The organism is Neobacillus drentensis (genome assembly GCF_036962765.1).
In the GTDB taxonomy this organism is placed as follows: domain Bacteria; phylum Bacillota; class Bacilli; order Bacillales; family Cytobacillaceae; genus Neobacillus; species Neobacillus drentensis_C.
On sequence record NZ_JBALOS010000015.1, the window covers coordinates 1 to 12,064 of the forward strand.

12 protein-coding genes are annotated in these 12,064 nt (G+C 37.3%); 5 read left to right on the forward strand and 7 right to left on the reverse strand.

The genetic code is table 11. The features are described 5' to 3' along the window. Positions 1-189: 189 nt before the first annotated feature. From V7137_RS02950 to pcp, 4 genes are all read right to left on the reverse strand, one after another. Complete coding sequence (locus V7137_RS02950; protein WP_335696681.1) at positions 190-324, reverse strand: hypothetical protein; 135 nt, start codon at positions 322-324, stop codon at positions 190-192. Beyond that, positions 321-1,016, reverse strand: a complete 696-nt coding sequence (locus tag V7137_RS02955) for a hypothetical protein (RefSeq protein ID WP_335696682.1) — start codon at positions 1,014-1,016, stop codon at positions 321-323. Before V7137_RS02955 ends, V7137_RS02950 begins: the two co-directional genes overlap by 4 nt. Before the next feature lie 189 nt (positions 1,017-1,205). Then, positions 1,206-2,741 (reverse strand): NCS1 family nucleobase:cation symporter-1, encoded by a 1,536-nt coding sequence (locus V7137_RS02960; protein ID WP_335696683.1) that lies wholly within the window; start codon positions 2,739-2,741, stop codon positions 1,206-1,208. Positions 2,742-3,285: 544 nt separating this feature from the next. Next, entirely contained in the window at positions 3,286-3,933 is a 648-nt protein-coding gene (pcp, locus tag V7137_RS02965; protein WP_335696684.1) for a pyroglutamyl-peptidase I, read from the reverse strand. 350 nt (positions 3,934-4,283) lie between these two features. On the opposite strand from pcp, the gene V7137_RS02970 reads away from it, so the two are divergent. Then, complete coding sequence (locus tag V7137_RS02970) at positions 4,284-4,595, forward strand: winged helix-turn-helix transcriptional regulator (protein ID WP_335696685.1); 312 nt, start codon at positions 4,284-4,286, stop codon at positions 4,593-4,595. Between the two features lie 114 nt (positions 4,596-4,709). On the opposite strand, the gene fsa is transcribed toward V7137_RS02970, so the two are convergent. Together fsa and V7137_RS02980 are read right to left on the reverse strand one after the other, a co-directional pair. Then, positions 4,710-5,369: a fructose-6-phosphate aldolase gene (gene fsa, locus V7137_RS02975; protein ID WP_218349971.1), complete on the reverse strand. Its 660-nt coding sequence runs from the start codon at positions 5,367-5,369 to the stop codon at positions 4,710-4,712. 212 nt (positions 5,370-5,581) lie between these two features. Next, positions 5,582-6,790: a helix-turn-helix domain-containing protein gene (locus V7137_RS02980; RefSeq protein ID WP_335696686.1), complete on the reverse strand. Its 1,209-nt coding sequence runs from the start codon at positions 6,788-6,790 to the stop codon at positions 5,582-5,584. A 198-nt stretch (positions 6,791-6,988) separates the two neighbouring features. Between V7137_RS02980 and V7137_RS02985 the strand changes: the two genes are divergently transcribed. After that, complete coding sequence (locus tag V7137_RS02985) at positions 6,989-8,596, forward strand: glucose PTS transporter subunit IIA (protein WP_335696687.1); 1,608 nt, start codon at positions 6,989-6,991, stop codon at positions 8,594-8,596. An 87-nt stretch (positions 8,597-8,683) separates the two neighbouring features. Here V7137_RS02985 and V7137_RS02990 read toward each other — a convergent pair whose 3' ends face one another. Further along, a complete protein-coding gene (locus V7137_RS02990) occupies positions 8,684-10,126 on the reverse strand; it encodes a PLP-dependent aminotransferase family protein (protein WP_335696688.1) in 1,443 nt (480 codons plus the stop codon). Between the two features lie 185 nt (positions 10,127-10,311). On the opposite strand from V7137_RS02990, the gene V7137_RS02995 reads away from it, so the two are divergent. The 3 genes from V7137_RS02995 (at position 10,312) to V7137_RS03005 (ending at position 11,919) form a co-directional block, all read left to right on the forward strand. After that, positions 10,312-10,503 carry a hypothetical protein gene (locus tag V7137_RS02995; protein ID WP_218349975.1) on the forward strand — a complete coding sequence of 64 codons (192 nt, stop codon included), beginning with the start codon at positions 10,312-10,314 and terminating at the stop codon, positions 10,501-10,503. A 57-nt stretch (positions 10,504-10,560) separates the two neighbouring features. Continuing rightward, positions 10,561-10,842 (forward strand): hypothetical protein, encoded by a 282-nt coding sequence (locus V7137_RS03000; protein WP_335696689.1) that lies wholly within the window; start codon positions 10,561-10,563, stop codon positions 10,840-10,842. A 138-nt stretch (positions 10,843-10,980) separates the two neighbouring features. After that, entirely contained in the window at positions 10,981-11,919 is a 939-nt protein-coding gene (locus V7137_RS03005) for a DMT family transporter (protein WP_335696690.1), read from the forward strand. The last annotated feature ends 145 nt before the right edge of the window (positions 11,920-12,064 follow it).

Below are 12,064 nucleotides of genomic sequence, written 5' to 3' on the forward strand. Positions count from 1 at the left end.
TGATCGTGTCCGAAGCCATCTATAAAGCATATACGAATAATTTAAAGTCTAGTGTTTAAAAGCGAAGCTGTTTTGGGGAAAACGAGGGGCGAACAAATAGATTACCTTTATTAATATCTAAACAAAAAGTCTCAAAGGTCATCGTATCTGACCTTTGAGACTTTCTTTTCATCGTTTTTCCATTACTGCTTAATAAGAAACGGTTAATGCATAAGAAGCGGTATCAACTGTTGTGGTTGGAGTAATGGATAACCCCGCTGATAATACGGATACACTCACGTTTCCTACGACTAACTTATGACCATACTCAAATTTAATATTCATAGTCCGCTTTTTGAGGTTGGTACATAAACATATTGTGCCATATAGCCTTTGTGTTTGGTTAAATCCGTAGAAGACAATAAATCAAAATCACCTGCTACACCTGCATTTGGATACCAATCACTTGGTGAGTAATCAACTGCATAATCTTTCCAAACCCCGTTGCCTTGAGGATCTTGACTATATCGATGTTGATGTTGTGTTATCGCCCCACTACTTGTTGGCAGGTAAAATCCGGAGCCAGCCGGAAAACCAAATGTCATCTTATCAACGAGTGTATTGACTGGTGACTTTAACCAGGTAAAATTACCATAAATATAAAATTTATCGTTATTTGCTTTGTCAGATGTTACTTTATACACAGTACCGGCCAATTTCATCGTAGTAGGAGCAATTAATCCCATAGTTGTATAATCACCAGTATTATTAATTGCATCATTAAATACAGCCAATTGCGAATTGGAATCCTGTATAACCGCTTTGTCTTTTACTAGTTGTTTTGCTACTTCGACCGGTAATTGATCGATTTCTTCGTAAGTATGTCCTACTTTCTCTTTTAAATACTGTCTTTCTTCTTTTGTTAATTTTTCAGTTTTTGAGTTGATATTACTCTCTTTCGCAAAACTTATATGGTTGAAAGAGAATAATGAGATGAGCAGGACAAGACTTACGAATGAAATTTTAATTTTTTTCATAACGATCTCCTTAGTTTTTTTGTTCTTTCTAGAAAGATATGTATCGGCCTAAATTCATACAAATCTACTATTTCCAATAAATCTACCATTTTTCCAAATATTTTAATTTTTACCAATATTAGGGTAAAAAAGCAAAAAAAATGCGTCAAGCACCTCCTTATTACCCGGAAGGTGCCTGACACTCATTTTTTAATAGAAAAATTCTGTTTCATTATGGTTGACTGAATCCACATTATTGCCAGGAGTTGACGGTTTGAAGCTTGTAATCTTTTCATATTCCCCTGGTTTGAGAACACTTTGGTCCCCTCTCATTAAGTAGGTGTACGCAATGATAGAGATAAACAATCCAAATGTCCAAGCATTATCCCATAAAAAGCGGAGTCCAGGTATGATCAGTCCTAGTACTGGAACGGCTACCCCAATGATTAAAGCATAAACGCCGTTTTTATTAAAACCAGATGTATAACTATAACGGCCGTTTACATCATATAGCTCATTAAGTGCCATTTGTCTCTTGCGCACAAGCCAGTAATCGGCAATTGCAATCCCATCAATCGGACCAAGTAATGCTCCATACGTTCCCAGCCAGCCAAAAATATAGTTTCCAAAGTTCTCCATAATGTACCAAGGTTGCATTAAAATTGCAAAGACACCAGTTATTAGAGCACCTAAACCAAAAGTAATACGTTTTGGATTTAGATTTTCAATCGCACGGGCTGGTGCGACGATGTTTGCACCGACATTAATCGTTAAAGATGCAATCACAATAATTAACGTTCCCAAAAATATTACATATGGCGGGAATTTCGCAAGCAGTTGAACTGGATCCCAAAGAGCTGTCCCAAAAATGACCACCGTAGCCGAAGTGACGGCGATTCCAATAAAGGAAAAAATACTCATTGTAAGCGGGAGAGAGAAACTTTGAGCCAACATTTGTGATTTTTGACTTTTCGCATACCGGCAGAAGTCAGGTATATTCAATGCAAGTGTTGCCCAGAATGCAATGACTCCTGTTAATGCCGGGAAAAACACTTTTAAAAATGCCCCTGTTGTCGTGAATTTAGATGGCGTGTCCAAAATGGGACCCCAGCCACCTGCATTCGTATATGCCCAAATAAGAAGAATGATCGAAGCGATGCCAACAATTGGTGTTGCAATTAAGCCTAGTACTTTCATTGCTTGAGGTCCCTTATAGGCTACAACTACATTTAAGCCCCAAAACAAAGCAAATACAATCGCCGTATGCCCTGGCAAGTTTCTCCAGGCAGAAAATGAAGCCGATAAAAGTGTATCAATTGCACCCGTACCAATCCATGTGTTGATACCGAACCAGCCAGCAGCTACAATAGCTCTAGCTAGGGCTGGAATATGCGCCCCTTTTGAGCCAAACCATAAGCGGGCAAACACTGGATAGGGAATTCCGAATTTCGTACCTGCATGGGAGTTTAATAGAATAGGGATAAGGACAATAACATTCCCAAGAAAAATCGTTCCAATCGCCTGCCACCAATTCATTCCTAACGAAATCAAACCACTCGCCATTGTATAGGCTGGTATACACAAGCACATCCCAATCCATAACGTGGCAAAATTTAGACCTTTCCATGAATGTTCCTTCATTGTTGTTGGCCGTAAATCATCATTCCACATTCCACTGTTACTCAAACCATTGGCAGCTTCAGGTGTCAGGGTAACAATACCATTTTGTTCAATTTGCGTTTTCAACAAATTTCCCCCTTATTGGTTATTTAACGAGCTCTTCTAGTGAAACAATTATGCCGTATGAGCAAGGGTTACATAGAAATCTTTAGGATTTACCTAGTATTGGAATGAAACACATTTAAACACAAGATATACTTGAACGAATATTGAAAAAATTCAAAATAAATTTCATCTATTTTCCATCGCGCCCCTCCCTACTAATCTTCAACCTCCCCGGGCAAGATTCCTTCCCATTACCCTTTATGCGAGTCAATGCAAAAGGAAAAGAAAACCTACCTCCCTATCCTCTATTATATATTTCCCCAACATCCTGTCATTGGACAAAAGGTTGAATGATTTATATCAATTCTTTTATGTTATGTAAAGTGAACCCTCGGTTTAATCATCTCCATCGCCTAGGTCCCAACCAATACCTTATAGTGGAGTATTATAAGGACGACAAAATTTGTCATTAATACCGTAAGGTTTCCTCACATGTTTTCTTTCCAATTAACTTCTAAAAATATCTACCTAGGGTGCTTTCACTAAAAATGTACAGCACTTAAAATTAACAAATTTCTCCTCCAACTTGTACAATATCTGTTTCATTTGCTAAAGCAGCTTCAATGGAAAGTTCCAATCCCATAACTATCATTTCTAGACTCATGCTTGGATGTCCCGGATTCCGGACAATCTGTTCCGGGAGAAAAGGAATATGGATAAAGCCGCCTCGAATATTCTTGCTGCTTGTATCAATGTAATTCATCAATCCGTAAAAAGTATGGTTACAGACGAAGGTGCCCGCTGTATTCGAAACGGAAGCAGGGATTCCGTTTTCAGTCATTTTTTGGACCATTGCCTTGACCGGCAGATTGGAGAAATAGGCAGTTGGTCCATCTGGGACAATCTCTGCATCAATTGGCTGATTATTCTCGTTATCTGGAATCCTGGCATCGTCCACATTGATTGCAACACGTTCAGGTGTGATTGTGGATCGCCCCCCTGCCTGGCCAACACAAATGACCATGTCTGGATATAGTTCATCGATCGATTCTTTTAATCTACTAATCGCCCTTCCAAAAACCGTCGGGATTTCCCTTGTGACCACTTCATAGCCTGCAATTTCTTTTCCGTGTAATATCTTCACTGCCTCGAGTGCAGGATTGACGGGCTCTCCTCCAAACGGGTCAAACCCGGTAATAAGTATCTTTTTCATAGCCATTTTCCTTTCTATTATTATTTGAAATTAGTGCTTGCTCAAAAACTACCTAATGGTTAGGTTTTACCATATAAGTCCTGTTTTCGCAAAAATAGTCCTTTTATTAGAAAAATTTCAATGGAAACAAAATTATTCGCACATGCTTTCCGCCACCCCTGGACATACATTCCTAATTTTGGTTATAAAAAGTAACAAAAAGCTGGTTCTCCATTAGGAGGCCAGCTTTTTTGTATTGATCCCGCTAATGCCTGAAATAGTGATAAAACGCTTTTTTATCTTATTTGAGTCTGCTATTATTATTATGAAGTTATTAAAAATAACCAGGAAACAATTAGGGGTTGTTTATTATGGAAACAGTCAATAAATTATGCAGTAAAATTGAAGAATGCTATCATATAATAGGAAAGAAATGGATGGGTCTCATTATTCACACATTAATGGAGGAACCAAAAAGATTCAGTGAAATCCATGCTTTTATTCCTGATTTAAGTAAAAGAGTATTAAATGAACGAATGAAAGAACTTGAGGACAACGGAATTGTGGTGAGGAATGTCATACCAGACCGTCCTGTCCGAACCGAGTATTCATTAACAAAAAAAGGAACGGACCTTGGACGTTCTCTTAAATCATTAGAAGCATGGGCGTATAAATGGTTGTAAATCTAACCCCCCCTTCATTAATAAGTGAAGGGGGGGTTATTTTGTAGTGGTTATTTCATTTTTCTATGAACATCCACACAATATGGTCATTGTGCAGCATGGGCAACAGCTTTCTTAGACAGTTTTCCAGTCAGCCGCAAATTTTTCAATCCCTTGGTCTGTTAAAGGATGTTTTGATAGTTGCTCAATTACCTTGAATGGAATCGTTGCAATATGAGCTCCTGCCAGCGCAACACGAGTAACATGGTCAGGATGACGAACGGATGCAGCAATGATTTGTGAATCCAAGTTTTGTACGCGGAACAATTCAGCAATTTTCGCGACAAGTTGGACACCATCTTCATTAATATCATCTAAACGACCTAAGAATGGCGAAACATAAGTAGCTCCTGCACGTGCTGCTAATAGTGCCTGGTTGACACTAAAGACAAGAGTTACGTTTGTTTTAACACCTTTTTTGGTTAGATAGCGGCAAGCCTCTAATCCGTCTAATGTCATTGGGAGTTTAATGGTAATGTTCTTATCTCCACCGTTAATTTTAATGAGTTCGTTTGCTTCTGCAATCATTTGTTCAGCAGTCAGAGCATTAGGTGTTACTTCCGCAGAAACAGACTCAACCTCTGGTACTGCATTTAAAATCTCTGCAATACGGTCTTCGAATTTCACGCCTTCTTTAGCTACTAAAGATGGGTTGGTTGTTACTCCTGATAATACGCCAATTTTATAGGCTTTTTTGATTTCCTCAAGGTTAGCAGTATCGATAAAAAATTTCATAATGTTTTCCCTCCAATTTTGGTAACATGTCCCTAAAGAAAATAGGTTATTTTAATTAATATAAGTTACTTTCCGTAACCATTTTATAACTATCTGACAAAAATCGTCAAGTACTATAACTTGAATTAATGATATTTACTTTAACTTTAACTATTATTTACAAAATAATAAAATTCACGCCATTTTTATGGAATGGTGTGAACTCATTTGTCTTATACTTCTGCCCCATCTCGATATTGCGAAGGTGTCCTTCCTGTTTCCTTTTTAAATACTCTTGTAAAGTAAGATGGATCATCGTATCCAATCGTCCATGCGATTTCTTCAATAGATAAATTCTCTGTTTTTAAAAGGTGCTTTGCTTCCTTTATTCGTAACATTTGTTGAAAAGCCGTTAAGGTGATCTTTGTTTCTTCTTTAAATTTTCGGGAAAGATGGCTGGGATGGATGGACAATTGTGCTGCCAAATCTTCTTTATTAATCTGTTTATTATAAAAACTTAGCAGATGTTCAATCACCCTTTGGGTCATGGTTGAAAATTTACTTAAAGAGTTGGAAATGACTAAATCGCAATATTCCTCGATCATTCGATCCTCTAACTGATGGAGTGTTTCCACTTGATTCGCATTTTCGATTTCATACGCAAATTTTTCTGAGATTCGATGGATCATGATTGCAGGTACATAACTATTTCTTGCTGACGTCCGAAGAAGAGTATTTAAGATAATCGCTATATTTTTCATACGGCGCAACGGCTGATTTGGAAAACGTTCCGAAAAAGAAAACAGCATGTTTCTAGAATTAATCAGTTGTAATGCTGTTTTTTTATCCCCCTTTTCAACGGCATTCATAAAATTTCTTTCAGTCATATATCTCAATTTGACTAGTTCCGCTTCTTTGTCCACATTTATGTGATTTACCTTACTGTGAACATGCTGGTTGTTTTTATCTGAAATAATCAATAAAGGAGTAATGTCCTTCTCCATCATGTTTGTAAATTGTTGAAGAATACTTGCATAACCACTTGCCTGTTCTGCAGTTTGGACATAGATTTTGTCGACAGTGACCTTTAAATCTTCACTTTGTGAACTTGTAAGGAGATAATTTTTAGATAAACTGTAAAAATCTGGTGTTTTATCGAAAAATGGTCCGATGATAATCGAGTACCTTTCCATCTTTTGGGTGAAGGAAAATCCGAAATAATGTAAGTTCCATTCGTTTATAAAAGAATATAGTTGTTCCTTAGGTTTCATTTTTTCAAACAAAAACAAAATATCCTTGTCATCTGAACCTGGCATAAATGGTGGGATAGAAATGATTTCATGATGGTACAAAAACTCCCCATTTTTATCTAGAACATATGTATTTAAGTTGGTTATATTATAAATTTTTATCGCGGTTGAGATGACTTTCGATTGTTCCATATTTATATCCTCCACTTAACTATGAACCATTATCATGTTAATCCTGATAATGTTAAATAAATCCTAACAGTAATCATTTCAGTTCATTATACTAGGATTATATTAGCGCTTTCAATTTTAAAAGTAATTTCTACAAATAAAATAAAGTGGAAAATGAATGCAAAAGATATAATGAATATTAGATTGAGGGGAGCAACTATGAGCAATCAAAAATTAGATCATTCCGAACATTCAATGCTGCCAAACGAAGCTAAAGAATCAAACTTGTCTAAAGTTTTAGGTGTTATTTCAGGAAGTTTCGCCCCTATCATTGGCGTACTTGCTGGAGCTGGACTCTTGAAAGCATTGTTATCAGTGTTAAACATGTTAGGTTGGATTTCTCCTGAAAGCGGTACCTATTTGATTTTATCCGCTGCCGGAGGCGCAGTTTTTCATTTCCTACCTGTATTTCTTGGAATTTCCATTGCTCTTAAACTTGGTGCTAATGGATATGTTGGTGGAGTTATTGGTGCCTCTTTATTAACTCCTGAAATTGTCGGCCTAGTAGATAAAGGAGTGAAGGAAAGCGACTTTTTAGGAATTCCTGTCTTATTAGCTGACTATTCTTCTACTGTTTTTCCCATTTTTATTGCCATGTTTGTTTATGCTGGTTTAGATAAATTGTTGAAAAAAGTTATATATAAAGACATTCAGATGTTTATCAATCCATTGATTTCCTTACTTTTGCTTGTCCCCTTAACCATGCTTGTGTTTGGTCCGATTGGTACATTGCTTGGCGAAGGACTTGGTTCCATTATTAATTTCTTAAGTGATCGAAGCGGACTTTTGGCTGGAGCTGTTTTAGGTGCTTCATGGACGTTCCTAACCATTATGGGATTGCATTGGACAGTCATTCCACTTGCGATTGCTAATCTGGCCGCAGGTCCTGATCCCATCATTCCAATGGCTGCAGCAGCTCCATTTGCGCAAGTTGGCATCGCTATCGGGGTTTTTCTAAAAACAAGGGATAAAAATCTGAAGGCACTTGCTGCAAGCGGAATTGTGCCTGGAGCATTGGCAGGAACAACCGAGGCCATTAACTATGGAATTATCCTTCGGTACAGACGAACAATGATTTATGTTATCATTGCGGCAGCTGTAGGTGGTGCCATTAATGGAGCCTTAGGTATTGTCATGACTGATTTTGTACTTCCGAGTGTTCTCTCAATTCCTGCCTTTTCACCATTATGGAAATTTCTAATCGGGATTGCGGTTTCTTTTGTTCTAGGATTTCTTTTTACGTATCTATTCGGATATGAAAGTAAAAACACGAATGAAAAAGACAAATATGGACAAATGTTTGTTGACGTAAAACCCGAAACCATAGTAAGTCCGTTACAAGGCAAAGTAGTATCGCTAGCAAAAATTAATGATATGCTTTTTTCGACCGAAACCGTGGGTAAAGGGGTTGCCATTGAACCAGAAGTTGGTAAAGTCCTTTCACCTGTTAATGGTGTGGTCACTACCCAATTTCCAACTGGACATGCCGTTGGTGTAACTTCCGATGATGGTGCTGAAGTATTAATATTTATTGGCGTTGATACCGTAAAATTGAATGGGCAATATTTCACGCCGCATGTCAAACAGGGAGATATAGTAAAAAAAGGTGAATTACTCATTGAATTTGACTTAAATAAGATCAAAGCATCCGGATATCAAACCACGACCCCAGTTGTCATTACAAATAAAGAAAAATATCTAAATATTATTGCTACAAAAAATGATTCGGTTACACCATCGGACGATTTGCTAAAATTAACAGTTTAAGTAAAAGTCATAAAATAGGGTCAGTCACTCGGTGCATTAAAGCTTGTATACACCATGGGACTGACCCTATTTTATTAGAATGGAACTTTATTGTCTTTGTTCTTTATTTATTAAGGCCTCTGAAAACCGAGCGATGCCCGTATGAATTAAATTGGTATCTGCCCTGCCGAATGTAAAACGCTGATTCCCTTTTTCAGAACCCAGAACCGTTCCTGGAACAAATGCGACACCTTTTCTTATCGATTCCTCCAGTAATTTTTGTTCATCTACAGACCTGTGTAATTTACACCACATATGAATTCCGCCTTCAGGAATAGAGAAAGAAATTTTATCATCCAATAGCTCCTTAAAGCTTTGAACAATCTGATCTCTTCTCTGTTGAAGCTGGTTTCTTAAAAATTGAATATGCGGATGAAAGTATTCCGACCCGAGAAATTGATTGGCTACCCATTGGGGAAAGACACTGTGTCCAAAATCAACTTGCTGTTTGGCATCCGCAAGCCGTTGAATGACCTTTGGAGGGCCAATTACCCAACCAATGCGCAATCCTGAAGCAATAATTTTGGACAAAGAACTTATATACAGAACATTCCCATTATCATCCATTGATTTTAAAGTAGGATTAACCACTCCATCAAAGGATGTCAAACTATAGGGATCATCTTCAATGATTGGAATACCATATTCAGCTGAGATGTTTAAAATTTGTTTCCGTCGTTCCATTGAAAGAACCGTTCCTGTTGGGTTTTGAAAATCCGGATTTAAAAAAACCATTTTAATTCGATGTTTTTTATGTAAATGAATAAGATCATCCGGGTTAATACCCTCTGAATCAATCGGTAATCGGTAAATCTTTAAACCTGCCGTATGAAAAATGGGAAGAGAAAAACAATAGGAAGGGTCTTCAATGGCAACCGCGTCTCCCGGTTTCAGCAAGCATTGGACAATTAAATGCAAGGCTTGTTGTGCACCAGAAGTTATAAGAATCGATGATGGAAATGTTTTAATATTCTTAAACTCATTCACATGGGAAGAAATCGTTCGCCTTAAATCTTCATTCCCCTGCGGATCGTCATAGCCTAGGTAGCCTGTAAAGGACTGATCAGAAAGGATACGACGGAATTGTTCATTTGGAAGTAAACTTGGTGACAACTCACCACTAGCCATATTAATAAGGTCATTTCCCTGTGTTTCTTTACGAATTTTTTGAACGACTGGAAGGTTTGGAAGAAACGAACCTCGCTCTAAATATCTGCTCCAGTTTGGAATACGTCTATGTTCAAGCCCCCAAATATCTGTGCTGACACGGGTACCGCTCCCTTTTATTCGCTCGACAATACCCAGTGACTGGAGCTCTTCATATGCTGCCACCACTGTACTTCGGTTTACTTGCAGCTCTTCTGCTAAGACACGTTCAGAAGGTAACATGCTTTCGATTGTATATATTCCTGTCGAAATTCCTTCTTCAAGGTAATCAGCAATTTGTTTGTAAATCGGTCTTTTTTCTTTACGATCTGGTTTCCATTCCAAAGTTTTCACCCCTCTTCCATTTAATTGAAGAAGTTATGATCTTGCAATTAAAAGTGGATGGTCTATTTTTTTGTTAATTGGATGGTCATTTTTTATAAGATTAACATTAATATAAGAATCATACATTGAAACTTTTAGGTCAAGTAAACAATCTTTTATGAAATTATTTAGTGAGGATGAAAAATATGAAGTTTGGAATGGCTCTTATCATTATTGTTTTAGTCGCAGCATTGATTGGTACACTTTCACTTACAGGGAAACCTGATGAAAACTATAAAAGTTCCACAAAACAAAACACATTACGATTGACAGGGATTTATGTCATTGTCATTTTAGCGGCCATCGGAGGTTTAGCTTGGTATATCAGTATGAACTAACTATAAATAAATCGAGAAGAAAACACACATAATAAAGGAAAAAAGGTGTGTTTATCGATGGATTTCCCAACTATACAAACGAATTTTTGGGATGCAGTTATTGCTATCCCCCTCATCATAGTGTTAACTCAACTAATAAAGGTTTACTTCAAATTACCAAAATGGTTTGTCCCAACCATTGCCCTAATCTTTGGATTAGGATTTTCTATTTTTATCAGTCATAAACACAATACCCTTGGCGGTATTTTTATGGGTTGGTTTTACGGATATGCAGCTATCGGGACATATGCATCGTTAAAAACAAATATTATTTCCTTTAGAAATAAACATAGTAAATAATCTTACTCTCTTCCCAAATCCTGCATTACATTCCTTGAATGGTCGCATTATTCAAAATCTATTAAAAATAATTATTTCGAAATCCGAAAAAGATGGTACAATACTAATTATTACATTTAATAGATTGAAGGGAATTGGATGAAAAAGAAGCAATGGCTTACTTACGTAATGCTGATTATCGCTACGGCGACATGGGGAAGTGCCTTTATTGCCGGAAAAATTGCCGTTCAAAGTTTTGAACCCGCCACGGTTGCTTTTTTACGTTTTTTGGGGGCGGCTGTCCTATTGTTTCCGATGATGTGGCTAACGGAAAAAAATCGGATCAGGCCTACACTTAAGGACTGTTGTCTTTTTGCTGTATTAGGGTTAACAGGCATAGCTCTCTATAATATTTGTTTTTTTATTGCCACCAAACATGCACCTGTGATTAAGAGTTCCTTATTTATTGCGTCAAATCCAGTCTTAATTGTTCTTCTATCAGGGGTCTTTTTAAAAGAGACGATCACCAAGAATCATATTATTGGCATGGTAATTGCGCTCATTGGAGTTACATTTATCATTACTGATGGCCACGTTTTATCTTTGGTGGAATTCGGCTTTGAAACAATTGATTTGGTTTTACTGGGTGCGGTAATTAGTTGGGCATTGTATAGCGTTGTCGGTAAAGTGGTGTTAAAAAAATTCACCCCGGTGGAATCCACCACCTATGCGGTTGCATTTGGGACGATATTTTTATTACCATTTGCTTTATTTGAAACCACCTGGAAGGATGTCCAGCAGGCTGACGTTTCAACTTGGTTGGCCATCGCCCATATGAGTATCTTCGTTACTGTGGTTTCATTTATTATGTATTATTACGGAATCAAAGAAATTGGGGCTGCAAAAGCTTCGATTTTTATTAACGTGATGCCGGTATCCGCTGTTTTAATGGCTACAATCTTTTTACATGAGACCTTTACAGCAGCCCACGGAATCGGAGCAGCCTTTGTCCTATCTGGAGTATATATTGGGACAAATACGAAGATTTTTAGAAAAAAAATAAATCCGGTTAAGCGCGAGCTCGATTTGAAGGGGTAATACGCACTTAAAACACATGTGAAAGGACTTACCTTAATATAAAGGTTAGTCCTTTTTTCCATAAGCACTTTATTACTAAAAAAGTAGACCTTAAAGTATAATAATGTTTATATTAGCATCTTGAGAAGGAGCATACCATCATGGG

What these genes read in the sequence shown, in the direction of transcription:
- V7137_RS02950 (WP_335696681.1), bottom strand. Translation starts at nt 324, where the DNA reads ATGAATATTAAATTTGAGTATGGTCATAAGTTAGTCGTAGGAAACGTG.
- V7137_RS02955 (WP_335696682.1), bottom strand. Translation starts at nt 1,016, where the DNA reads ATGAAAAAAATTAAAATTTCATTCGTAAGTCTTGTCCTGCTCATCTCA.
- pcp (WP_335696684.1), bottom strand. Translation starts at nt 3,933, where the DNA reads ATGAAAAAGATACTTATTACCGGGTTTGACCCGTTTGGAGGAGAGCCC.
- V7137_RS02970 (WP_335696685.1), top strand. Translation starts at nt 4,284, where the DNA reads ATGGAAACAGTCAATAAATTATGCAGTAAAATTGAAGAATGCTATCAT.
- fsa (WP_218349971.1), bottom strand. Translation starts at nt 5,369, where the DNA reads ATGAAATTTTTTATCGATACTGCTAACCTTGAGGAAATCAAAAAAGCC.
- V7137_RS02980 (WP_335696686.1), bottom strand. Translation starts at nt 6,790, where the DNA reads ATGGAACAATCGAAAGTCATCTCAACCGCGATAAAAATTTATAATATA.
- V7137_RS02985 (WP_335696687.1), top strand. Translation starts at nt 6,989, where the DNA reads ATGAGCAATCAAAAATTAGATCATTCCGAACATTCAATGCTGCCAAAC.
- V7137_RS02995 (WP_218349975.1), top strand. Translation starts at nt 10,312, where the DNA reads ATGAAGTTTGGAATGGCTCTTATCATTATTGTTTTAGTCGCAGCATTG.
- V7137_RS03000 (WP_335696689.1), top strand. Translation starts at nt 10,561, where the DNA reads ATGGATTTCCCAACTATACAAACGAATTTTTGGGATGCAGTTATTGCT.
- V7137_RS03005 (WP_335696690.1), top strand. Translation starts at nt 10,981, where the DNA reads ATGAAAAAGAAGCAATGGCTTACTTACGTAATGCTGATTATCGCTACG.